Here is a 24,730-nt window from a genome sequence, read left to right as displayed (position 1 = left end):
CTCCAGCGTGGGCATGCCTTTCTGTACGCTCTGCGTCCGCTCTTGAGTGCACGGCGCGAGCGCCGCTTAAAAATCACCGCGCAGGGTCAGGACGTAGTTGCGTGGGTCGCCGTAGTAGTTGCCCCGGTCGATGTCACCGGTGGCCTTGTAGTATTTGCGATCCAGCAGGTTGTTGCCATTGAGCGCCAACGACCAGTGTTCGTCGATTTTCCATGCGACCCGGGCATCCCAGATGGCCCGGCCAGCATTATCGATGGGTTGGGTCGCCCCGTGTTCCGAGTAGCTGCTTTGCGCCGAGACCCCGCCGCCGACGCTTAACCGACGCCAGGCGCCGGGCAGGGTGTAGGTGCTGGTCAGGCGCAGCATATGCCGGGGTGTTTCTGCTGAAATCGATTGCCCGTCACTGCCGCGGGTGATGTTGAACGTGTAGCCGGCCAGGGTCTGCAATCCCGGTAACGGCTCGCCGCTGATTTCCAAGTCGATGCCTTTGCTGCGCCGTACGTCGCCGTTCAGGTAGCAGGTCCCATAAGCATCGTTGCTCAGGCACTGGCCGGCGTTGGCATCATCCTCGACGGCGACGTCCTTCTGCTTCACATAGAACAGCGCCATTGACACATTCAGACGTTTGTCGAACAGCTCGCCCTTGATTCCGGTTTCATGGCTGGCGCCGATGGCCGGATCAAGCAGCGTGCCTGATGCGGTTCGATAGGCGCTTTGCGGCAGGAAAATATCCGTGTAACTGGCGTACCACGACCAGCCCCGACTCAGATCGTAGATAACCCCCGCAAACGGTGTGACCTGGTTGTCTTCCTGGGCGCGACGGGTCACGCCTGCGGACGTGGTCTGATAGTCATAGCTGCTGACCCGGCCACCCATCACCAGGCTCAACGATTCAGTCAGGCTCAGGCGCAGGTTGCTGTACACGCCATAACGCTTGTCACTGTAGTCAGTGCTGTTCCAGGCCGGGCGCACAGGTTCGGCAATCGCGTCGTGGTCGGGGCTGAAGATAGCCAGCGGCTGATTGGCGTTGACCGTGGCATAGCGCGACTCGCGTTTCTGTTCGGACCCATTGCCGCCGACGGTCAACTGGTGAGTCAGGCCAAAGGCGTCGAACCGGCCGTCCAGGTGCGCGTCGATGCCATCGCTATGGATATCGTCCGAGCGGAACAGGGTTCTGACCAGTCGGGAACCGCTCTGTGTCGCTGGGTCAATAGCGCCCTGTGCATAGGCGACCTTCTGATCGAAAGCGCCATCGGAGTGGGTTGCCGACAGTGTGCCGCTCCAGTTCTCGTCAAAGCGGGTTTCCAGCTCGCTGAACACTTCGTCGGTGCGGGTCTGGTGGCGGTTCCAGTCCTGGGCCAGCGACGTGGAGCGCGGCAGGTCGATGGCCTTGCCATTGCTGTAGCGAGGCAGACCGAAGATCGAAAAGCCTTTGGTGTCCGCGTTCTGATGGCGCACGCCCAGGGTCAGGGTGGTGTCTTCGCTCAGGTCGGTTTCCAGGATGCCGTAGAGCAACGGCGCGGTTTTCTGCAGACCATCGGTGAAATAGCCGCGGTCTTCATAGGACGTTACAAAACGCCCGCGGATGCTGCCTGAATCGTTGAGTTTGCTGCTGCCATCCAGGTCGACCCGGTAGTTGTCCCAACTGCCTGCGCGAGTGGTGATCGAGAACTGCGGCAGGGCGGTCGGCCGCTTGCGGACCAGATTGACCGCACCACCGGGATTGCCTGCGCCGATCAGCAAGCCGGCCGCGCCGCGCAGTACTTCGACGCGGTCGTAGATTTCCATGTCAGGGGTCATCCAGCCGGTCACGCTGTAACCCTGGCCGGCCACGCCATCAATGATGTAACTCTCGTCCTCCAGCGCGAAGCCCCGCGAACTGAAGACATGAGAGCCGAAATTGCGTTGGGAAAAGGTGATGCCGGGCGTCTGTGCCATCACCTCGTCGAGGCCGGTGAGGTTCTTGTCGTCCATCACCTGACGGGTCATGACGGTGACCGACTGCGGCGTGTCGCGTAACGATTGAGCGGTCTTGTTGAGGCTCACGCCGCTGGCCGCATACGAGCCGCCACCCTCGGTGGTGATGCCGAACGAGTCACCCTTGATCGCCACCGGCCCGAGGCTCATGGTGTGTGCGGAGGTAGCCGCGCCAAGGGTCAGGGTGTTGTCTTCAAGGCTGTGCGCTACGTTGGCTTTTTTCAGCAGGTCGGCGACTGCCTGTTCGGGCGTCAGCCTGCCATGCACCGGGCTGCTGAGCTTGCCGTTCAGGTCGTCGGGGTTGTAGAGGATTTGCAGATCGCACTGGCGGCCCAATTCCTTCAGGGCAGTGCTCAGGGTCTGGGCCGGAATATCGAACTCGAATTCTTCCGCCAACGCCTGTCCCTGGACACTCAACGCCAGCACCAGCCCCACACCGCCCAGACGCAGGCCGAGCGTTTTCACGCGGCCTGTGCGCAGACGGCTGGAGGATGTTTGCATGGGAGGGATGGCTCGTTGAGATCAATGGTGAAGGATAATGCATTTGCGGGGGAGGTGGTGGTATGCAGATGTTTGCTGAGTGTCCTGGCCCTCAGCGTTCCGCTCCCACGGCCTTCGGCCAGAATCAAGAGCGGACTTGGGTATAACGCTGAATGCGGAGCGTGGGCGCTGGAATCACGCCTATCGTTTACTTAGATCAGAAATCCCCCCGCAAGGTCAGGACGTAGCTGCGCGGTTCGCCGTAGACGTTGGAGCGGTCGGTGGCGATCGAGGTGGTGTAGTACTTGCGGTCGAACAGGTTTTCGGCGTTGAGTGACACCTTCCAGTTCTCATCCAGCTTCCACGACGCTCGGGCATCCCAGATGGCCCGGCCGGCCACGCCCAGCTCTTTGTTGGACGGCACTTCGTAACCCGAATCCGCCGACACACCAGCGCCCAGGGTCAGGCGGTTCCAGGCACCCGGCAGGTTGTAGCTGGTGTTGAGGCGCAGCATGTGTTTCGGCGTTTCGTAAGCCACATCCGAGTCGCCGTTGTTGCGCAGCATGTTGTAGGTGTAACCGCCGAACACTTGCAGCCCCGGCAGCACTTCACCGCTGGCCTCGACGTCGACGCCCTTGCTGCGGCTGATGCCGTCCTGCAGGTAGCAGGAGCCGTCGGAACTGGTAGGGCAGGTTGTAAGCGTATCCTGTGCTGTGAGATCGACCGCCGCGACATCTTTCTGCTTGATATAGAACAGCGCCATCGACAGGTTCATGCGCTTGTCGAACAGTTCGCCCTTGAAGCCGGTTTCGTAGTTGGAGCCGATGGCCGGGTCCAGTGGCGAGCCGCCAGCGGTGACGTAGTTGGCCTGTGGCGTGAAGATGTCGGCATAGCTGGCGTACCACGACCAGCTGTCGTTGATGTCATAGATAACACCCGCGAAGGGCGTGAATTCCTGAGTCTGTTTGGACTCGTAATCCTTCGCCAAGCCGGTTTTGACGTCGTACTTGTAGTCATACCAGCTCAGGCGCGTGCCCAGCACCACGCTCAACGGTTCGCTCAGGTGAATACGCGTGTTGGCGTACAGGCCCGCGCGTTCTTCGGTCGTGTCGATGTCGGTTTGCCAGGCCGGACGGGCCGGTTTGGCGAACGCATTCTGGTCGACATCGAAGATATTGATCGGCGTCCGTCTGGTCACCGTAGCCTGATGCGTGTTGGCCTCCTGCTTCGACCAGTCGGCACCCAGGGTCACCTGATGTTCAAGGCCGAACGCGTTGAAGTTGCCTTCCAGCTGGCTGTTCAGACCGACGCTGTCGACCTCATCCTTGCGAAACAGCGTGCCCTGAAAGTTGGAGCCCGCCAGTGTCGTGGGGTTTACCGTACCTCGTGCATAGGCAATATTCTGATCGAACCCGCCCTGCGAATACGTCAACGAGGTCTTGTTGACCCAGTCCTCATTGAAGCGATGCGCGACTTCGGTGAACACCTCGGTCATGTCGCTTTCATGGCGGTTCCACTTCTGCGCCAGGTTGGTCGAGCGCGACAGGCCCAGCGACTGGCCGTTGCTGTAGCGCGGCAGGCCATAAATCGAGTAGCCGTTGATGACCTGCTCCTGACGACGCAGACTCATGGTCAGGGTGGTGTCATCGCTCAGGTCGGCTTCGACGATGCCGTACAGCAGCGGCGTGCGGCTGTCGCGACCGTCCAGGTAGGAGCCGCTGTCATCGTAGGCCGCGACCATACGCCCGCGCAGGGTGCCGGAATCGTTGAGCTTGCCGCTGCCATCCAGGTCGACGCGGTACTGGTCCCAGGAACCGGCGCGGGTGGTGATCGAGAATTTGTTCTCGGCGGTCGGGCGTTTGCGCACCAGGTTGACCGCACCGCCGGGCTGACCGGCACCGACCAGCAGGCCGGACGCGCCACGCAGCACTTCCACGCGGTCGTAGATGGCCATGTCCGGCTGCATCCAGCCGGTGATCTGATAGCCCTGGCCGCCAATGCCGTCGACCAGGAAGCTTTCCGCCAGCAATGAGAAACCGCGCGAGGTGTACACGTGGCCGCCGAAGTTGCGGTACTGGAAGGTAATGCCCGGGGTGTCTTCCAGCACGTCGCTGAGGCTGGTGAGGTTGTTGTCATCCATGACCTGCCGGGTCACCACGCTCACCGATTGCGGCGTTTCGCGCAGCGATTGCGGCGCACCCTTGCCAATGCTCACCGCGCCGGTGGTGTAGGAACCGGTGCCGTCGGTGCTGGTGCCCAGGTAATGCGAGTCGATCGAGGTCGGGGCCAGATTGACCGTGCCCGTCGTGTTCGAATCGTCCGCAGCGGTTTCCTGTGCCTGGCCTGCCACCGGCATGCACAGCGCAAGACCCATGGCCGCCATGGATGGCCGGGAGCGGAACATCTGACTGAGCATCAACGCTTTGCTGAGCGGGGTGAGACGTGACGGGTTGTGCATGAATTGGCTCTTTCCAGTGAGTATCGGCAAGGAAATTGGGTGCGTCGTTCGGGTCTGCGCAGTCGGGTCCAGCCGTCGACCGGGCAGGCGTGAGCAACTTTTTTATGAGGCGTTGCGCGAGAGATGGCCGGGCGCGCAATTCGCTGTTAATGAGAACGAAAGCGAATAACGTTTATTTAATGTTTTTTTCACAATTCCCGAAAAAAGATGGCGCTTGGCTAGTAATTGAGTGTGACGCGGAATGCTCGGGCAAGAAAAAGCCCCGCTCGCGGACGGGCCGGGCGGGGCGTTAAAGGCGTGGGTGAATCACGCGGTGACGGGTTTGTCGTGGGTTTCGCTGTGAACCTGTTCGACCTGAATCTGCCCGGTCTGCATGCGCACCAACTGGTCGGCGATGTAGAAGTAGCGGTCGTCATGGGAGATGACGATGATGGTCTTGCCCTGTTGCTTCAATTCCGGCAGCAGCTCGGTGTAGAACACGCGACGGAACGCTGGGTCCTGGTCGGCCGCCCACTCGTCGAACACCAGCACCTGACGCTCGTCCAGCCACGCATTGATCAGCGCCAGGCGCTTGCGTTGACCGGTGGACAGGTCGGTGGTGGTAAAAGCACCGTTCTCGATCCTGACCTTGTGCGCGATGTCCAGGCGCTCCAGATACTTGCCTGCGTCCTGCGGCAACGCAGCCTGCCCCTGCAACGGCTCATCGAACAGGTAGTAGTCGGCGAAAATCGTGGTGAACAACTGGCGGTAGTCATCCAGGTTTTCCGCGGTGACGGCCTGGCCATTGAGGCGGATCTCACCCTGTTGCGGCGTGTAAAGGCCCAGCAGCAGCTTGATCAGCGTGGTCTTGCCACAACCGTTCTCGCCGACGATGAACACGATGTCACCCTGTTTGATGCTCAGGTCGACCGGGCCGAGGTGAAAGGCTTCGCTGCCCTCGACCGGCGGGTAGTCATAGCGCAGGTTGTGCAGCTCCAGCGTGTGCATACTGGCCAGCGACGTCGGACGGTCATTGACCAACAGGTGCGGTTCGGGGCTGGAGAATTTCCATGACAGCTCGGCGATGCGACGCATGGCGATCTGCGCACGGCTGATGCCGGGCAGGGCGGTAATCAGGCGCTCCAGCGGGCCTTTCATGTACAGCATCACCAGCACGAAGCCGCCTAATACAGTCTTTTCGGTCGTCGGCCAGAGCGCCTGAAAGGCAATGGCCATGCCGATCACCGCAAAGAAAAGCATCGAGCCGAAGGTTTCCGCGCTGACGAAGATGTTGGCAGCGCGAATGTTCGAACGGCAGATGTGCTCGGTGGCCCCGTGAATCTTTTCGTCGAGCATGTGCTGACGGCGTTTGCGCTGAATGCGTAGCTCCTTGGCGCCTGCGGACAGCGCCTGATAGTGCTTCTGCAATTCGTCTTCGCTGTTGCGCGCGGCCAGAATGCTGCGCATGCCGAACGCATGCGCCAGGTATTGCGCGCCGGTGCCGAGCACCACAGTGAGTACCGTCAGCGCCAGAATCTGCCAGGACAGCACGGCCAGATAGGTCAGGCAGCCGAGGGTGACAGTAAACGAAATCACCATCGGCGCGACCGACAGGGCAAAGGTGCTGATGGTGTTGACGTCGTTGAGCAGCACCGGGATCAGGCGGTGCGCGCGATAGCGTTCCAACTGCTCGATGGGCGCGACCAGCACCTTGGCCGCCAGCTCGCGGCGCAGGTTGGCGACGACTCGCTGGCCAACGTAGTTGGTCGACAGGTTGGACAGGGTCGAGCACGCCAGGGTCAGCACACACAACCCGGCGAACAGCAGCGCGGTCTGCGTGTCCGGCCCGCCGGGCATGTTCATCGCGTTGTTGATGGTGGCCAGCAGACCGGTGACGCTCAGGCCGCTGACAATCCCCAGCAAGGTCGACAGCGCCACCAGCCACCAGAACGGCTTGAGGATTCTCAGGGTTTCCCGGGCGATGCTTTCAGTTTTGCGGGTCATGGTGTGTCTCGTCAGTGTCCGTGAGTGCGGCCCGGGCCTGGTTCAGGCCCCGGATGCGCATGAAGTCCGTCAGAGGTCGCGGGCGACCCTGAAGCCCAGCCAGTCGCCGCGAACATCCGGCTGGCGGCTGTTGCGGTTGCCGGAGCGGGAGAAGATCGGCGCTTCGGTCCAGTCATTGCCGCGAATCATCTTCCAGGTGCAATCACCGGCCAGCCATGCGCTGCCATCGGTGGGCGCGCCGTTGTAGTTGCTGGTCTCGCAATCGGCAGTCCATTCGTAGACGTTGCCATGGGCGTCGTAGATGCCGAAATCGTTGGGGCTGTAGCTGCCGGCAGGCGCTGTGTAGCTGAAACCGTCTTCCGGACCGTAGGTGTTGGCGTGTTTGGCGATGCTGTAGGGCTTGCCTTCGTCCATCGGAAACGGGAAGGAGCCCTTGCTGCCGCCGCGTGCCGCGTATTCACGCTGGGCTTCGCTGACCATGTGGTAAGACTTGCCGGTCTTTTTCGACAGCCATTCGACATACGCCTTGGCTTCGTTCCAGTCCATGCACACCGCAGGCTGACGCGGGCTCAGTGGGTAGCGCGGCGTGCCGGCCTTGCACTCGCGGCCTGGCCGGGTGTCGCCATCCGGCATCTTGTAGCCGGAGCTTTTGATATAGGCATTCCACTCGCCGCTCAGCACCTGAAAACGGCTGATGGCGAAGGGTTTGGCGAAGGTCACGTCATGCAGAGGACCTTCGTCCGGCTGACGACCCAGTTCCTCTTCAGGCGCACCCATGGTGAAGGTGCCCGCAGGCAGCACGACCATTTCCGGGCAGTCCTTGCAGTCCTTGAACACCTTACCTGGCGCGGGTACCGGCGTGGCGGCCAGGACGTTGTCGCAGAGCAGAAGGCCGAGCAGTGCGGAGAGGGGCAGCAGTGTTTTTTTCATGACGGGTCTCGATGGAAAACGGAAAACAGGTGATCGGTGCATGCGTGTCAGGCGCGCCGGGCGAGCAGCGTCATGAAACGATCGATCTCGGCCTCGCTGTTCAGCAGCCCCGGTGCAGTGCGTACCACCGGGCCGACGTCGCGACTCACCGCGTCAACTACCATGCGCTGCTTCATCAGCCAGGCCGCCACTTCGTCGCACGACTGGCCCTTGAGCCGGAAGAAACTGAAGCCCGCCGACAGCGCAGGGTCCATGGGCGTCACCAGCTCGACATTGGGCTGGGCCTTGAGGCGCTGCTTGAGGTAACTATTGAGCTGGTGAATGCGTGCCTGCACGTCGGCCTTGCCCAATTGCAGGTGCAATTTGAAAGCCTCGTTCAACGCCCAGCGGTGTTCGAACGAGTGGTAGCCACCGGGCGTCATGATCGTGCTGAAACCGGTGGCTTCCGAGAACGTCGGAATCAGCGGCGTGAGGTCTTTAACCTGTTCCGAACGGGCGCAGACGATGCCGGTGCCGCGTGGTCCGAACAGCCACTTGTGAGTGCCGGCGACGTAGAAGTCGCACTTCATCTCCGGGAAATCGAGGTTCTCGACGCCAAAGCCATGCACGCCGTCGACCACGTAGAGGATGCGCTCCTGGTCGTCACGGTTGCGGTTGTGTTCCTCGACCAGATCGCCGATGGCCCCGATGGGCAGTTTCACGCCGCTGCCGGACTGCACCCAGGTCATGCCCAGCACCCGCGTCTTCGGCTGGATGCTGCGCGCGATGGAGCCGATGATTTCATCTGCCGAGACGGTAGCCGGGTCCTTGAACAGGCGAATCTTGCGCACCTGCGTGCCGTCGCGCTGCTGACGGAATTTGAGGATGTCGCGGACGCAGGAGTGCTCGTGCTCGGTGGTCAGAATCTCCTGATCCGGGCGCACATGGAGACCGCCGTAGATGATCGCCAGGCCTTCAGTGGTGCTGCCGGTCAGGGCGATCTGGCCGGGTTGCGCCTTCAGGTACTTGCCCGCCCAGACGCGAACCTCGTGTTCGCGGCGCTCGGTCTCTCCCAGGTCCCAGTCCATGGCCAGACCGGGATTGCGATCAATGTGAGCGCGATGCTGTTCGATGGCCTGGCGAACCGGTGCAGGGTGCGAGGTGACCAGAAAATTGGAGAGGTGAACGTAGTCCGGGTCCTGATTGAACAATTGTTTCAGGCGCGTCCATTTGTCTGTGGAGGTCGGCTGAGTCGCTGGCGTCATGGCCGCCGTTGCAAGGCCGGAGCCCAGGGGCAGGGCCGCCGCGAGCAGCCCGGCCTGTTTGAGGAAGGTTCTGCGATCAGTCATGAGCGAGAGCGCCTGAGGGTCGGTGAGAGGCGTTTGCAGGGTTCATTGCGCAGCCACCGGGCGCGCTGCCGCCTGGACCTGCTCCCAGACGCGCAGGAAATTGCCGCCCCACAGCTTGGTGATATCCGCTTCGGCATAGCCGCGCTCGATCAGTTCGGCCGTCACGTTGCGGATTTCACTGACATCGTTGAAGCCTTTCACGCCGCCGCCATCGTTGAAGTCGGAGCTGATGCCGACATGGTCGATGCCGATTTTGCGCACTGTGTAATCGATGGCGTCGACGAAGTCCTTGACCGTGGCTTTGGGCTCCTCTTCGAGAATTGCGTACAGCTTGCTGGCATAGGCGCCAAAGCGTTGTTCCGGCCAGACGGTGATGATCGGGTCGCCGGGCATCAGCGCCATGGCCAGGTTCGGCAGTGGTGGCAGGTCGAAGTCCTTGCGCAGGGCGTTGAGCTTGTCCTGGGTCTTCTGGCTCAGCGGCTTCAAATAGGCCGGAAACGCCACGATCTGCACCACGCCGCCGCTGCGCTTGATGAGCTGCATTTCTTCATCGCTGAGGTTGCGCGGGATGTCCACCAGCGCGCGCGGTGCCGAGTGCGAGGCGACCATGGGCGTGCGGCTCAGCTCGCTGACCTGGTGCAGCGCCTTGCTCGACATTTGTGACACGTCGATGATCACGCCCAGGTCGTTGAGGCGTTGCACTGCCTGCCTGCCGATCTGCGACAGGCCGCCCAGAGCGTCGGGAGTGTCATTGAGAAAGGGCAGGGGACGTGAAGAATCGGCCCAGCTGTTATTGCCGACATAACTGAAACCGAACATGCGCATGCCGCGCGCCGTCCAGTGGTCCAGCAGGCTCAGGTCATTGCCCAGCGGGTAGGCGTTGAGCATGCTGATGAAGATCGCAAACTTGCCTTCGCCGTGCAGGCGGCGCATGTCGTCCGGGGTGTAGGCGATGCCGACCTGATTGGGGAAGTCGCGCACCATGCCGGTGATGATCTTGTAGCGCACTTCCTGCTGATGACGTGCTTCGTCGACAAATCCGGGTGTCGGACGGTGCGGGGCGTTGTCGCCGTTCCAGATTTCCGGCCAGCCGAATACCGTCAGCGCTGCACCGGACAGGCGTCCGCGCGCGGCTTTCACAAGGTCGAACTGCCCCGAGCCGTCCTTGTCGGCTTCGTTGCCCTCGCTGCCGAATTTCATCGGCACGGTGATGTGGCTGTCGAAGGAAATGATCCGTTCCTGCAGGTCGTCGGCCTGTTGCATGACCTTGACCGGGTAGCCTGCTGGCGACCAGTAATTCCAGGCCAGAAAGCCCGTACCTGCACTGATGGCCAGGGCCAGCGGCAGGCCGATGAAGAGAGCTTTTTTCCAACGCGGTCTTGTCATTTCCGTCTCGTGTGGTTAACCGTTGCGCAGCCTGCGACGGCTGTTGCTATCTGGTGGAGAACGAGCGGATCACCGATAAATTTAGCGCGAGGTCATGGATGTGTGTGCAGCGCTAAATTTGTCTGTCGGGTTTACGTTCTAGCTTGGATAACGGCTGTCTCGGGGCTGGAACAGGTAGGGTAATGACGATTTCTCGACGAGGGTTCATAGCGGGGCTGGCGCTGACCGGTGCGGCAGTTCCGGCAGCGTATTACGCGCATCGGGAACTCACCCGGGTCGACCTGCCCGAAACACCGGGCGAAGCGACGGCGGGGCCTGCCGATACCGCCACCCAGCGCCTGGCCGACAAGCTGCGCGGTGTGTGGAACCTGCGCTTCGAAGGGCGCGATGCCGGGCTGAGCGGTGCGCCGCTCGAAGGCCTGGAAATGTTTCTCGACATCGCCCCGCGCGGTCGCGGTCTGCGCGGCTATATCGACACGGCCGAACAATTGCGCGGCGATGCGCTGCCGCGTTTTCGGGTGATTGGCGATCTGCAACCGGCCAACGCCGCAAGACTCTATCTGCGGGTCATGGACGGCCATGCCGGCAATGATCCGCACAGCGACAGCCCGGATTACGAATTCAGCCTGACCCTCGATGAAGTCTGGGGCGCGTTCGGTAACGCAGGCAGCGGCACCCTGAGCGGGCGTATCGAACGTCTGGACCGACCGCTTGCCCTGCCGGAACTGGACAACCGTCTGATCGCGATCAAGCAGGTGTTTCCAGAGGCGCGGGAAAGGGTCGGCCTGAGCCCGCCGTTCCTGGCCTGGCTGGTTTCCAAAGAGCACCGACTGTTCCATCAGCTCTGGCATGCCTCGCGAGACAAATGGCACAAGCTTCCCGAAGACAAGCGTGACGCCCTGCGCGGGATCGGCTGGCAGCCGGGCCCGCGTGACCGTGAGCGCGATGCGCGTGGCCCGCACAAGGATCGCAACGGCTCGGGTGAAGACTTCTTTTATATGCACCGGCACATGCTGATCCAGGCACGCAGGATTCAGGACCTGCCGTCCTGGCCGCGCTTTCCGCTGCCGCAGCCTGAGCTGGAACGCGACCGCCTGGGCTTTGCCCGCTATTTCGACAATCACGACGGTTGTTCGCTGCCGCCCAACTGGCTGGCGCATGGTGACGAGGAATACACCCAGCTGGTCAGCGATATCAAAAGCCACGAGACGTTTCATACGCATTTTCAGGTCTGGGAATCGCAGTATCGCGATCCGCGCTTTTTGTCGAAGCTGACTCTGGGTCAGTTTGGTTCGCAGGTCGAACTGGAGCTGCACGACTGGCTGCACATGCGCTGGGCCTCGGTGGCCCGTGATCCGGCCAACGGCCAGCCGGTGCCCATGGCGCGTCGTTCGGATGATTTTGCCGAGCGCTGGTTCGCGCCGGAAAACGACTTTCTCGCCGACCCGTTTTCATCGCACGTGAACCCGGTGTTCTGGATGTTCCATGGCTGGATCGACGACCGCATCGAGGACTGGTTCCGCGCCCACGAGCGCTTTCATCCGGGCGAAGTGAAACGCCTGGAAGTCAACGGTGTGCCGTGGTTTGCGCCGGGCCGCTGGGTGAATGTCAGCGATCCCTGGCTGGGGCCTGAAACCCACGGTTGCAGCACCGTGCCCGGCCAGGCCGCAGGCACGACCATGGAAATGGACCCGGAAGTCATGAAGCTTGCATTGCGGATTACTTTTGCTGCGGATGAGAAGTTGAGCAACCTGCTGCGCCGCGTGCCGCGCAGGCCGTGGTATGCCCGGAATCTGTTGCCGGAGCGGTGGTTTTAGCGAACGACAGTCGGGATTGTCGTTCCCTACGCGCCTGCTTGGGAGTGCCGTCCATGACGCTCTGCGTCGCAAAGAGGACGCGGAGCGTCCCGAACGGCATGCGACGCGGAGCGTCGCACGATAGTGGTGGTGCGATTATCGTTCCTCACGCTCCAGCGTGGGAATGCAGTTCGCGACGCTCCGCGTCGCAAAGAGGACGCGGAGCGTCCCGAACGGCATGCGACGCAGAGCGTCGCACGATAGTGGAGTTATCCGTGCAGACCGACGCAGAGCTTCAGCACGATAGTTGGGATTATCGTTCCTCACGCTCCAGCGTGGGAACGCAGTTCGCGACGCTCTGCGTCGCACGATAGTGGTGGGATTATCGTTCCTTGCGTGACGCTCAGCGCACCTGCCAACCCCCACCCAGTGCTTTGTACAGCGCAATGCTCGCCTGCAAGCGCGCCAGCCGCAGTTGCACACTGATGTCCTGCGCCTGGTACAGGGTGCGTTGGGTTTCCAGTACGGTGAGCAGGTCTTCGGCGCCTTCCTGGTAACGGCTCTGGGCGATGCGGAAGGCGGTTTGCGCCTGTTTAAGCTCTTCTTCATGCCAGTAGCGTTGCTGGTCCAGGCCGCGGATGCTGTTCAAGGCTTTTTCCACGTCGGCGAAGCTGTTGATGATCGCGCCGCGATAGGTTTCCAGCAGCTCTTCCTTACGCGCTGTGGCCTTGTCGCGCTCTGCAGCCAGGCGGCCATTATTGAAGATCGGTCCGACCAGCCCGGCAGCGAGGCTGCTGAACGGTGCGCGCAGCCAGTCTTCGGCGCGGGTGTTTTCGGTGCCGAGCCTGGCGCTCAGGGTCAGTTTCGGCAGCATGGCTGCGCGGGCGACCGTGACATTGGCCTGTGCCGCTGCCAGGTCGGCCTCGGCCTTGGCCAAATCCGGACGGCGGGTCAGCAGCTCGCTGGGCAGGCCGGGGCCGATGTCCGGCCAGTTCAGGGTGTCGAAGGCCTGATCTGCGATATGCAGATTCTGCACCGGCTGACCGAGCAAGGCCGCCAGGGTGATCAACTGCTCGTTGGCCAGTTGCTGAACGCGGGGCAGTTCACGCTGCTGGGTCGCAACCAGATTCTTCTGCTGCGCCAGCTCAAGGGCCGTGGCCGAGCCCGAGTCATAGCGGGTCTGCACCAGGCGCAGCACGTCCTGCGCGTTGGTCAGGTTCAGTTCGGCGATCCGCCCCTGCTCGCGTGCCGCCAGGGTTTGCGCATAGCGATCGGCGACGTTGGCCAGCAGGGTCAGCTCTACGGTCGCCTGATCAAACTGGCTGGCGCGCAGGCCTTGTAGTGCGCTGTCGCGTCCCGCGGCGATACCTCCCCAGAAATCCACTTCATAGCTGGCGGTCAGGTCGCTGGTGAAATTGTTGGTGTTGTTGTCATCGGAAGGGTTGGCCTTGCGGTCGCTGTTGCGCACGAATTTGTTGCGTTCACCGCGCAGGTCAAACGCCAGCTCCGGCAGTAACGGCGCGCCACCGATGACGGCGGTCGCCTGAGCCTGACGCACCCGCGCCATCGCCGCAGCAACTTCGTGGCTGTCACGACTGGCCTGTTCGATCAGACGATTCAGCTGTGGGCTGCCGAACTGCTGCCACCAACGCACGTCGCTGCGCTGCGCGGCGGCGTTTTCCGCAAACGCCCAGCTTGCCGGTGGCTGGATGCCGCTGTCCGGGGGCGGAGCAGGCGTCTGGCAGGCGCTCAGCAACAGGCAGGCAGTCAAAACGGAGAGACTCGGCTTCATTGATTGATCATTCACTGGTGAGGGCCGCGACCGGGTCGAGGCGGGCAGCTTTGCGGGCCGGCATGAAGCCGAAGATCACGCCGGTGATCAGGGCGCAGGCAAACGCCCCGGCCACGGCCGGCAGGGTGAACGCCACGGCCACCTTGCTCAGCAGCAGCGCTGCGCCCATGCCCAGTGCCAGCACGATACCGGCCAGCCCGCCGACCACGGAAAGCATCACGGCCTCGGTGAGGAACTGCCGCAGGATGTCGCTCTGCCGCGCACCGGTGGCCATGCGGATGCCGATTTCACGGGTGCGTTCGCGCACGGTCATCAGCATGATGTTCATCACACCGATGCCGCCAACCACCAACGAAATGGCGGCAATCGAGCCGAGCATCAGCGACAGGGTGTTCTGGGTGCGTGCTTCGGCCTGGATCATCGCGGCGTTGTTGGTCAGCTCGTAATCCTGTTTGCCGTGATGCAGTTGTTGCAGCAGGTTGCGTATCGATTGTTCGGCCTGTTTGACGTTGTTGGCGTCGCGGGTGGCGATGGTGATGTACTCGGGGTCCTGCGTGCCGAACAGGCGGATGCTGGCCGACGAGTAGGGGATGGCGATGCGATTGTCGCTGTCCAGATCGCCCGACGTGGCGCCTTTTTCCTGCAGCACGCCGACCACCTGAAAAGGCACGTTTTCGATCAGGATGTACTGGCCGACAGGGTCCGTATGCTCGCCGAACAGTTTCTGGCGAACCTTGTAGCCAATCACTGCCACGGCGGCTGCGTTCTGCTCATCCGCCTCGCTGAAATAACTGCCTTCCACCACTGGCCAGTTGAAGATTGCCGGAAAGTGCGTGTCATTACCGCCGACGTAACTGGAGTGATCGACGTTGCCGTAGCGCACCCCGGCCTGGCCACCATTGACCGGCATGATCATTTTCACCTCGGGCAACTCGCCCAGCGCAGCGACTTCCTCCAGGCTGATGACGCCCTTGGGCGCGCGCGGATTGGGCGCCTTGCCGTTGAGGTAAATGATGTTGGAGCCGAACGAGGACATCTGCGCCATGACCTGACGCTTGCTGCCTTCGCCGACGGCCAGCATCACCACCACCGACGCCACGCCGATGACGATGCCCAGCAGCGTCAGCGCAGTTCGGAAGCGGTTGATCCACATGACCCGCCACGCTGCCTGAAGCGCATCGAACAGTTCGCCTTTCCAGGCACCGCGACTACCGCTGCCCTCGCTCAGGCGCTTGCGCAGGTCGACCGCCTGCAGCGCGCCTGGATTGACTGAGCGCTGCACGTCAGAAGCATCTCGAGCGGTATCGCTGATCACCAGCCCATCGCTGATCTCGATGACCCGTTTGGCGCGCGCCGCCACTTCCTGGTCATGGGTGATGAGGATCACCACATGGCCCTGGCTGGCCAGCTCGTCGAGCAGGGTCATCACCTCCGCGCCGCTGTGGCTGTCCAGCGCACCGGTGGGCTCGTCGGCGAGGATGATGTGCCCGCCGTTCATCAAGGCGCGGGCAATGGACACCCGTTGCTGCTGGCCGCCGGATAACTGATGCGGTCGATTGCCTGTGCGCGACGCCAGGCCCAGTCGGTCGAGCAGGGCGGCGGCCCGCGCGTGACGCTCTGCGGCGGGCGTCCCGGCGTAGATCGCCGGCATCTCGACGTTTTCTTGCGCCGAGCCGGACGGAATCAGGTGGTAGCCCTGAAACACGAACCCGAACGCTTCGCGGCGCAGCCAGGCGAGTTCGTCGCTGCCCAGTTCGGCGACGTTTTCCCCGGCGAACAGGTATTCGCCCGAGGTCGGACGGTCCAGGCAACCGAGGATGTTCATCAGTGTCGACTTGCCGGACCCGGAAGCGCCGACAATCGCCACGAACTCACCGGCATGAATCGACAGATCGATGCCGCGCAGCACGTTGACCAGCGGGCTGTCGCCGCCACCGTAGGATTTGCGGATACCTCGCAGGTCGATCAGCGGCGTGCGCATTCAGCCCCCGCTGCCGACAGAGGCGGGTACCAGCAGACGCTCACCTTCATTCAGGCCGTCGAGTACCTGAACGCGCAGACGGTCGCTGATGCCGGTGCGCACCTGACGGTTCTGTACCTCGCCATTGGCAGTTAACACCTGGGCGGTCTGCCGATCGGCCTGCGTCCCGTTTCGCAACGCCGCGAGTGGCACAGTGAGGGTGTTCTCGGCTTTATCGGCGACGAAGAATATCTGTGCGGTCATTTCTGCCATCAGCGCCTGATCACTGTTATCGACGTCCAGCAGCACGGTGTACAGCACCACCCGGCCACCGCCGTTCTTGCGCGAACTGCTCGGGCTGCCACCGCCCTGATTGGCTTGATCCAGCGGCCTGGGCGGTACTGGCAGGATCTGCCGCACGGTGCTGCTCCAGCGCCGGGTGCCGCCGCTCAGGGTGGTGAAATAGGCAGTCATGCCGGGTTTGACATGGCCGATATCAGCTTCCGAAACTTCGGCCCAGACCGTCATCGGCGACAAGCGGGCGATGCGCAGAATCAGCGGCGTCTGTTGTTGCGCGTTCAGCGTCTGGCCTTCACGCGCGTCGAGGGCGACCACCGTGCCGCTCATGGGCGCGAAAATGCGGGTGTAGCCCAGCGCTGCTTCATCGCTGCGCAGAGCGGCCTGGGCTTCGAGAATCTGCGCCTTGAACATGTCGACCCGTGCCTGGGTGGCGCGAAATTCCGACTCGGCAGCCTGCACGTCCTCGGCCCGCGTGGCACCGCCTGCGGCGAGGCGCTTCTGGCGTTGCTGCTTCTGTTCGGCCAGTTCGTGCAGCGCACGCTGTTCCTGCAATTGCGCCTTGAGGTTATTGATGGCGTAGCGTGCGGCGTCGAGCTTGGCCTTTTGCGTCGAAGGGTCGATCTCGACCAGCAAGTCGCCTTCCTTGACCTGATCGCCGACCTGGGCGTGGATTTTCATGATCTGCCCGCTGGCCTGCGAACCCACGTCCACGTAACTGCGCGGCTGCAGGGTGCCCAGCGCCGTGACGCTGTTTTCGATCGTGCCGCGGGTCACCGTCACGGTCGCGGCGCTGCCTTTGCTGTCGGGCAGGATCTGCCAGGCGCATACGGCAATGACCGGGAACAGGCACAGCGCCACCAGAAGGGCGCGTCGAGGATGTCGAGAGCGTTTCATGCAGATTCCTGCGCTGGGAGATCAGTCGGTCGGTGAACGACGGCCACGAGAGCTGCCCTTTAAACGAGGCATGCCGGCAGGAATTTAGCGTCGATCACGGGTTGTCCGGTTCGGCTAAACATCAGCGTCCGTGTTTCGTTTAACGGGAGCGGCTAATTCGGGTCGTCTTGTCGAGTTGGAGTCAGCGTGATTATGTCCAGACCCCTGTGCGGTTTTCTGTTTGCAGGTCTTTCGTTGGCTGTGGTTCTGCCTGCGCAGGCGTTGGTTGAGCCCGGAAATCAAGCGGCCAGGGCCGAGATCCGGCGTACCGGTTCTGGCGTGCCGCATATCGTTGCCGCCAATGAGCGCGGTCTGGGCTACGGCATCGGTTACGCCTACGCGCACGACAACCTGTGCCTGCTGGCCAATGAGGTGGTCACCGTCAATGGCCAGCGCTCGCGCTATTTCGGGCCGGACAAGGCGACCCTTGAACAGCGCAACAACATGGCCAGCGATCTGCTGTTCCAGTGGCTCAATACGCCGCAGGCTCTGGCGGATTTCTGGAATGCGCAGCCGCTGGAGATTCGCCAGTTGATGCAGGGCTATGTCGCCGGTTACAACCGCTCGCTCGACGAGCAGAAGGCCAAGGGCCTGCCGCAGCCCTGTGCGGCCGAGTGGGTTCGGCCGATCAGCACCGATGATCTGGTGCGTTTGACCCGTCGCCTGCTGGTCGAGGGCGGCGTGGGGCAGTTCGCCGAAGCGCTGGCGGGTGCCACGCCGCCGGCGCTGCAGAAGCCGCTGCAGGTCGATGCTCTGCAGGTCCAGGCGCTGCAACTGGCCGCTGTGCGTAACCAGCGTTTTGCCCTGGAGCGCGGCAGCAATGCAGTGGCAATAGGGCGCGAGCTGTCCGCCAACGGGCGCGGCATGCTGCTGGCCAATCCGCATTTTCCATGGGCTGGCGGTCTGCGCTTCTATCAAATGCACCTGACCATCCCCGGCAAGCTTGATGTGATGGGCGCAGCGTTGCCGGGCCTGCCGCTGATCAATATCGGCTTCAATCAGCATCTGGCCTGGAGCCATACCGTCGACACGTCGAAACACTTCACGCTGCATCGCCTGCAGCTCGACCCGAAGAATTCCACCCGTTACATGCTGGATGGCCAATCGGTTGCCATGGGCAAGCAGCAGGTGAGTGTCGACGTGAAGCAACCGGATGGCAGCCTGAAGTCGGTGCCACGCATCGTCTATTTGTCCACATTCGGTCCGGTGGTGCAGTGGCCGGGCAGGCTGGACTGGGACAATAAGTTTGCCTTCAGTCTGCGTGATGCCAACCTGCAAAATGATCGGGTCTTGCAGCAGTGGTATGCGATGGACAAGGCGGACAGCCTCAACGCGTTTCAGGATTCGGTGCACAAGATCCAGGGCATTCCGTGGGTCAACACCCTGGCAGTCGATGCCAAGGGGCAGGCGCTGTACATGAATCTCTCGGTGGTGCCGAACGTTGATGCCGCCAGGCTTGCCAGATGCAGCGATCCGCGTATCGGTACAGAATTGATCGTGCTCGACGGCTCGCGCAGTGAATGCAACTGGGAGGTCTCCGCAGAGGCGGCACAAGCCGGTATCTATCCGTCCTCGCGCCAGCCGCAATTGCTGCGGACCGACTTCTTGCAGCACTCCAACGACTCGGCGTGGATGGTCAATCCCGCTGCGCCGTTGAAGGACTTTTCGCCGCTGATCAGCCAGGACGGCCAGCCGCTGGGTCAGCGTGCACGCTTTGCGCTGGATCGACTGGACAGCCTCGGCAAGGCAGGCAAAGTCACTGTCGAGAACCTGCAGGCGATGGTCATGGACAACGAGGTGTATCAGGCCAGGCAGGTGCTGCCGGATCTGCTCAAGTTCTGTGCCTCAGAGCTGGGTGATGATGCGGCGCGTCTGACGCCGCTGTGTACCGCACTGAAAGCCTGGGATGGACGCGCTGACCTGAACAGTGGCATCGGGTTCGTGTACTTCCAGAGAATCGTGACGTCCATGCAGGCGGTTGCCTCGCGCTGGCGCGTTGCGTTCGATCCGCAGGACCCGGTTCGCACGCCGAGCGGGCTGGCGATTGAAAACCCTCAAGTCGCCACTGCATTGCGCGCGGCCATGCTTGCAGCTGTCGATGAAGTGGCCAAGGCCGGTATTCCTGCGGACAGCACATGGGGCGATATTCAGGTGTCGAGCATCAGCGGCAAACCGATCCCGATTCACGGCGGTCCGGCAGGGCTCGGCATTTATAACGCCATGCAGACCGTGGCGGGCAAGGATGGCAAGCGCGAGGTGGTCAGTGGCACCAGCTACCTGCAAGTGGTGACGTTCGATGAGAAGGGCCCCAAGGCGCAGGGTTTACTGGCGTTCTCGGAATCGAGCAATCCGCAGTCACCCCACTCAAATGACCAGACTGAGGCGTTTTCAAAAAAGCAGTGGCAAGCATTGCCCTTTACTGAACAGCAGATCAAGGCTGATCCTGCGTATGAGGTGCAGGTGATAAGCGAGGAGGCTGATCGCTGAGAACGGCAAGAAAAGCGTTTGGGCCATGCGGCCCAAATGCGCTTGCCGGGAATCAGCCGCCGGGTGTATCGATGTCGGCGTCAACGCCAGTGGTGGGCTGATGATTGCGTAAATCCTCGGTTTTTTCTTCCGGCTCATGGTCAGGCACGTAGGCGCTGTCGCCGGTTGACTGGCTCTGCGACTGAGTCTGTGACTGGCTTGGGGATGGCGTCTGGCCTTGGCTCTGGCCATTGCCCTTTTCAGTCTCGGGTTTTACGTCCCCGACTTGTGGCTCGATTGCCGGATCGTTGCGGTCCGGGCCCGGGCTGGCAGGTGCGTCCTGATTTGGCGTCGGTTCTTTCTGACGTTGCGGTTCGATAGACATGAGTACCTCGATATCGGGTTCAGAAATTTGGTCTGACAGAGTTTCGAGGGGTAGCAAGGGGGATCGTTCGATTCAGTTGCCGAATGGTGATGCAGAAGGGCGTGCCGCGTGCAGGGCTGTTGGATAAGCGTTGTTCGCGAAGGGCCGGTACGTTGCATGAAATGCATCGACCGGAATATGGCCTTCGCGAACAGGTTCGCTGCTACAGATACGTGCAGCGCAGTCAGAGCACTTTTTTGATCGCGTCACACACCACGTCGATGTTCTTCTGATTCAGCGCGGCCACGCAGATACGGCCGGTGTCCAGCGCGTAGATGCCGAACTCGCTGCGCAGGCGCTGGGCCTGTTCGGCGGTCAGACCGGAGTAGGAGAACATGCCGCACTGGCGAGCGACGAAGCTGAAGTCCTGACCGGCCGGGTTATCAGCCAGACGCTCGACCATCGCCTTGCGCATGCCCTGGATGCGCAGACGCATTTCGCCCAGTTCCTCTTCCCACATTGCACGCAGCGTCGGGTCGTTAAGCACCGCAGCGGAGATGATCGCGCCGTGGGTCGGCGGGTTGGAGTAGTTGGTGCGGATCACGCGCTTGACCTGGGACAGGACGCGAGTGGTTTCTTCCTTCGATTCGGTAATGATCGACAGCGCGCCAACGCGTTCGCCATACAGCGACAGCGATTTGGAGAACGAGCTCGAGGCGAAGAAGGTCAGGCCCGACTCGGCGAACAGGCGCACTGCCAGCGCATCTTCCTGGATACCCTGACCGAAGCCCTGGTAGGCCATGTCCAGAAACGGTACGTGGCCCTTGGCCTTGACCACTTCCAGCACTTTTTTCCAGTCATCCAAGCTCAGGTCGACGCCGGTCGGGTTGTGGCAGCAGGCGTGCAACACGACCACCGAGTTGTTCGGCAGGTTGTGCAGGTCTTCGAGCATGCCGGCCCGGTTCACGTCGTGAGTGGCAGCGTCGTAATAGCGATAGTTCTGCACCGCAAAGCCTGCGGTTTCGAACAGCGCGCGATGGTTTTCCCAGCTCGGATCGCTGATGGCGACGACGGCATCGGGCAGCAGCTGCTTGAGGAAGTCGGCACCGATCTTCAATGCGCCGGTGCCGCCGACCGATTGGGTGGTCAGCACGCGGCCCGAGGCGATCAGCGGCGAATCGGCGCCCAGCAACAGTTTTTGCACGGCCTGGTCATAGGCAGCAATACCGTCGATCGGCAGGTAGCCACGCGGAGCATGCTGGGCCACGCGGACCTTCTCGGCTTCGGCCACGGCGCGCAGCAGGGGAATGCGCCCGTCTTCATCACAGTAGACGCCTACGCCAAGGTTGACCTTGGTGCTGCGGGTGTCGGCGTTGAAGGCTTCGTTGATACCCAGGATCGGATCGCGGGGTGCCATTTCGACAGCGGAAAACAGGCTCATGGTGCGGCGGCTCTTGGTGAAGAGTGGGAAGGGGACACGCTGAGGCTCGATGCGCCAAAGCGGTGCGCAAACAGAGCGTAGTATAGAGAGCATCCCCTCGGTGATCGACAGTGCAGCGCGGGTTTTTTACAGGTTTTTGCGCATATTTGTAGAACGTTCGTTCGGTTAAAACCTCAATGCTTTAAGTGGGTGCCTTGAAAGGCTGATATATGACTCCATCTATTAGCCATCACTTCAAAACATCGCACGCCTGCTTCCCGGTGGGAACGGCCGTCTGCGATGATTTCGTCATTGCGCCGTCATGCACCGACGAATATTTCCAGTTGTGCCGTCGAGGCGGTCAGGTCGCGTGCAGATTCATGCGAACCCGTCACACGCGCACCATTCAAGAGGTCAGTTATGTCCGAGTTCCAGCTCGTTACCCGCTTTGAGCCAGCCGGCGATCAGCCCGAGGCCATTCGCCAACTGGTCGAAGGGATCGACGCCGGGCTCGCGCACCAGACCCTTCTCGGAGTGACCGGCTCGGGCAAGACGTTCAGCATCGCCAACGTGATTTCCCAGATCAAGCGTCCGACGCTGGTGCTGGCACCGAACAAGACCCTGGCCGCGCAGTTGTATGGTGAGTTCAAGGCGTTTTTCCCGAATAACGCCGTGGAATACTTCGTTTCCTACTACGACTACTACCAGCCCGAAGCCTATGTGCCGTCGTCCGACACCTTCATCGAGAAGGATGCGTCGATCAACGACCACATCGAACAGATGCGCCTGTCCGCGACCAAGGCGCTGCTGGAGCGCAAGGATGCGATCATCGTCACCACGGTGTCGTGCATCTACGGTCTGGGCAGTCCGGAAACCTATCTGCGTATGGTCATGCACATCGATCGCGGCGACAAACTCGATCAGCGCGCCTTGCTTCGCCGTCTGGCCGACCTGCAATACACCCGCAACGACATGGACTTTGCCCGTGCGACGTTTCGGGTGCGCGGTGACGTGATCGACATCTACCCGGCCGAATCCGATCTGGAAGCGATCCGGGTCGAGCTGTTCGATGACGAGGTCGAGAGCCTGTCGGCGTTCGATCCGCTGACCGGCGAGGTGATTCGCAAGCTGCCGCGCTTCACCTTCTACCCGAAAAGCCACTACGTCACCCCGCGCGAAACGCTGGTCGAGGCGATGGAAGGGATCAAGGTCGAGCTGCAGGAACGTCTTGAATACCTGCGCAGCCAGAACAAGCTGGTGGAAGCCCAGCGCCTTGAGCAGCGCACCCGTTTCGATCTGGAGATGATGCTGGAGCTGGGCTACTGCAACGGTATCGAAAACTACTCGCGCTACCTGTCGGGCCGTCCGTCCGGTGCGCCGCCGCCGACCCTGTTCGATTACCTGCCCCCGGATGCCTTGCTGGTAATCGACGAGTCCCACGTCAGCGTGCCGCAGGTCGGCGCGATGTACAAAGGTGACCGTTCCCGAAAGGAAACCCTGGTCGAGTACGGTTTCCGCCTGCCGTCGGCGCTGGATAACCGGCCGATGCGCTTCGACGAGTGGGAGGCGATCAGTCCGCAGACCATTTTCGTCTCGGCAACTCCCGGTAACTACGAGGCCGAGCACGCCGGGCGTATCGTCGAGCAGGTGGTGCGTCCGACCGGTCTGGTAGACCCGCAGATCGAGATTCGTCCGGCGCTGACCCAGGTCGACGATCTGCTGTCGGAAATTCACAAGCGTGCTGCGCTGGAGGAGAGGGTGCTGGTCACCACGCTGACCAAGCGCATGTCCGAGGATTTGACCGACTACCTCAGCGACCACGGGGTGCGCGTGCGTTACCTGCACTCGGACATCGATACGGTGGAACGTGTCGAAATCATCCGCGACCTGCGCTTGGGGACATTCGATGTGCTGGTGGGCATCAACCTGCTGCGCGAAGGCCTGGACATGCCGGAAGTGTCGCTGGTGGCGATTCTCGATGCCGACAAGGAAGGCTTCCTGCGTTCCGACCGTTCGCTGATCCAGACCATTGGCCGGGCGGCGCGGAACCTCAACGGCCGGGCGATTCTGTATGCCGACCGGATTACCGGCTCGATGGAGCGCGCCATCGGCGAGACCGAGCGACGTCGCGAGAAGCAGCTGGCGTTCAACCTGGAGCATGGCATCACTCCCAAAGGCGTGTTCAAGGACGTCGCCGACATCATGGAAGGCGCCACCGTGCCGGGCTCTCGGAGCAAAAAGCGCAAAGGCATGGCCAAAGCCGCCGAAGAAAACGCCCGCTACGAAAACGAACTGCGCTCGCCGAGCGAGATCAACAAACGCATTCGCCAACTGGAAGAAAAAATGTATCAGCTGGCCCGCGACCTGGAATTCGAGGCCGCTGCACAAATGCGCGACGAAATCGGCAAACTGCGCGAGCGATTGCTGGCGGTTTGATTGGCTAGCTGGCTCTCGCGTCAATCCGCGTTGACGATCATGCCAATGCTCTGCGTTGGCATGCCGTTCGTGGCGCTCTGCGTCACATCTGTGCCGCAGCGCAACGTCCATGCCTTACAAGCAGCCGCTGCCGGCGCAATGCTTTTCAATCGCGATGGCCCTGACGACGCAGAGTGCGACGTAAGTGACGGCTGAGTCCTGACACTGATCCGGGGGTAGCCTGGCAGGACGCCAGGCTAGCCGCACCGGGCCATGGATGGCCCGTTGCGGCGACCCCCGGATCAGTGTCAGGACGAAGGAACCCGACGAAGTCGGGCCGGAAACGGAGCTGCGGGCTTTGCCTACTTTGGCCCCATCAAAGTAGGTCGCCGAGGGGCGAAAAGGTGACCTCAGCCGAACCCCAATCCACCTGACATCGCAGAACCGCCGTGTGACGCGGAGCGTCACGAACTGCATTCCCACGCGGAGCGTGAGGAACGATAGCCATCAGTTTCCGGGCCGGACCCCAACCCCAATCCACCTGATGTCGCAGAACCGCCGTGTGACGCAGAGCGTCACGAACTGCATTCCCACGCGGAGCGTGAAGAACGATAGCCATCAGTTTCCGGGCCGGACCCCAACCCCAATCCACCTGACAGCGCAGAACCGCCGTGTGACGCAGAGCGTCACGAACTGCATGCCAACGCGGAGCATTGGCACGATAATCAGCTGAATGTGTTTA

At 62.0% G+C, this 24,730-nt stretch carries 14 protein-coding genes; 3 read left to right on the top strand and 11 right to left on the bottom strand.

The window, feature by feature from the left end; all coding sequences use genetic code 11:
* Nucleotides 1-66: 66 nt before the first annotated feature.
* The 6 genes from JOE33_RS04375 to pvdM all read right to left on the bottom strand — a co-directional run bounded on the left by JOE33_RS04375 (nt 67) and on the right by pvdM (nt 10,542).
* Nucleotides 67-2,478: a TonB-dependent siderophore receptor gene (locus JOE33_RS04375; protein ID WP_187626140.1), complete on the bottom strand. Its 2,412-nt coding sequence runs from the start codon at nt 2,476-2,478 to the stop codon at nt 67-69.
* A gap of 196 nt (nt 2,479-2,674) precedes the next feature.
* The gene (locus JOE33_RS04370) at nt 2,675-4,915 is read right to left on the bottom strand and encodes a TonB-dependent siderophore receptor (RefSeq protein WP_187626141.1); all 2,241 of its coding nucleotides are present in this window, start codon (nt 4,913-4,915) and stop codon (nt 2,675-2,677) included.
* Between the two features lie 306 nt (nt 4,916-5,221).
* Nucleotides 5,222-6,898, bottom strand: a complete 1,677-nt coding sequence (locus tag JOE33_RS04365; RefSeq protein WP_187626142.1) for a cyclic peptide export ABC transporter — start codon at nt 6,896-6,898, stop codon at nt 5,222-5,224.
* 69 nt (nt 6,899-6,967) lie between these two features.
* Entirely contained in the window at nt 6,968-7,828 is an 861-nt protein-coding gene (locus tag JOE33_RS04360) for a formylglycine-generating enzyme family protein (protein WP_096139644.1), read from the bottom strand.
* Between the two features lie 47 nt (nt 7,829-7,875).
* Nucleotides 7,876-9,156 carry an aminotransferase class V-fold PLP-dependent enzyme gene (locus tag JOE33_RS04355; RefSeq protein WP_122578503.1) on the bottom strand — a complete coding sequence of 427 codons (1,281 nt, stop codon included), beginning with the start codon at nt 9,154-9,156 and terminating at the stop codon, nt 7,876-7,878.
* Between the two features lie 42 nt (nt 9,157-9,198).
* Nucleotides 9,199-10,542 (bottom strand): pyoverdine-tailoring dipeptidase-like protein PvdM, encoded by a 1,344-nt coding sequence (gene pvdM, locus JOE33_RS04350; protein WP_010436400.1) that lies wholly within the window; start codon nt 10,540-10,542, stop codon nt 9,199-9,201.
* Nucleotides 10,543-10,724: 182 nt separating this feature from the next.
* On the opposite strand from pvdM, the gene JOE33_RS04345 reads away from it, so the two are divergent.
* The gene (locus JOE33_RS04345; RefSeq protein WP_187626144.1) at nt 10,725-12,359 is read left to right on the top strand and encodes a PvdJ/PvdD/PvdP-like protein; all 1,635 of its coding nucleotides are present in this window, start codon (nt 10,725-10,727) and stop codon (nt 12,357-12,359) included.
* A gap of 382 nt (nt 12,360-12,741) precedes the next feature.
* On the opposite strand, the gene JOE33_RS04340 is transcribed toward JOE33_RS04345, so the two are convergent.
* From JOE33_RS04340 to JOE33_RS04330, 3 genes are read right to left on the bottom strand one after another with little or no spacing between them, the layout of a single operon-like run.
* The gene (locus tag JOE33_RS04340; RefSeq protein WP_187626145.1) at nt 12,742-14,130 is read right to left on the bottom strand and encodes an efflux transporter outer membrane subunit; all 1,389 of its coding nucleotides are present in this window, start codon (nt 14,128-14,130) and stop codon (nt 12,742-12,744) included.
* A gap of 7 nt (nt 14,131-14,137) precedes the next feature.
* Nucleotides 14,138-16,111, bottom strand: a complete 1,974-nt coding sequence (locus tag JOE33_RS04335) for a MacB family efflux pump subunit (protein ID WP_209924037.1) — start codon at nt 16,109-16,111, stop codon at nt 14,138-14,140.
* Nucleotides 16,112-17,284 carry an efflux RND transporter periplasmic adaptor subunit gene (locus JOE33_RS04330; RefSeq protein WP_187626147.1) on the bottom strand — a complete coding sequence of 391 codons (1,173 nt, stop codon included), beginning with the start codon at nt 17,282-17,284 and terminating at the stop codon, nt 16,112-16,114.
* Nucleotides 17,285-17,476: 192 nt separating this feature from the next.
* Between JOE33_RS04330 and JOE33_RS04325 the strand changes: the two genes are divergently transcribed.
* A complete protein-coding gene (locus JOE33_RS04325; RefSeq protein ID WP_187626148.1) occupies nt 17,477-19,810 on the top strand; it encodes an acylase in 2,334 nt (777 codons plus the stop codon).
* Between the two features lie 52 nt (nt 19,811-19,862).
* Here JOE33_RS04325 and JOE33_RS04320 read toward each other — a convergent pair whose 3' ends face one another.
* The gene (locus JOE33_RS04320) at nt 19,863-20,174 is read right to left on the bottom strand and encodes a hypothetical protein (RefSeq protein ID WP_096103208.1); all 312 of its coding nucleotides are present in this window, start codon (nt 20,172-20,174) and stop codon (nt 19,863-19,865) included.
* A gap of 223 nt (nt 20,175-20,397) precedes the next feature.
* Nucleotides 20,398-21,594 carry an amino acid aminotransferase gene (locus JOE33_RS04315; RefSeq protein WP_003316505.1) on the bottom strand — a complete coding sequence of 399 codons (1,197 nt, stop codon included), beginning with the start codon at nt 21,592-21,594 and terminating at the stop codon, nt 20,398-20,400.
* 399 nt (nt 21,595-21,993) lie between these two features.
* Between JOE33_RS04315 and uvrB the strand changes: the two genes are divergently transcribed.
* The gene (gene uvrB, locus JOE33_RS04310) at nt 21,994-24,009 is read left to right on the top strand and encodes an excinuclease ABC subunit UvrB (RefSeq protein WP_010437052.1); all 2,016 of its coding nucleotides are present in this window, start codon (nt 21,994-21,996) and stop codon (nt 24,007-24,009) included.
* The last annotated feature ends 721 nt before the right edge of the window (nt 24,010-24,730 follow it).

This window comes from Pseudomonas sp. PvP027 (genome assembly GCF_017833005.1).
GTDB lineage: Bacteria > Pseudomonadota > Gammaproteobacteria > Pseudomonadales > Pseudomonadaceae > Aquipseudomonas > Aquipseudomonas congelans.
The sequence above is the reverse complement of the archived record's forward strand: the minus strand, read 5'-3'. Positions and strand labels throughout refer to the sequence as shown.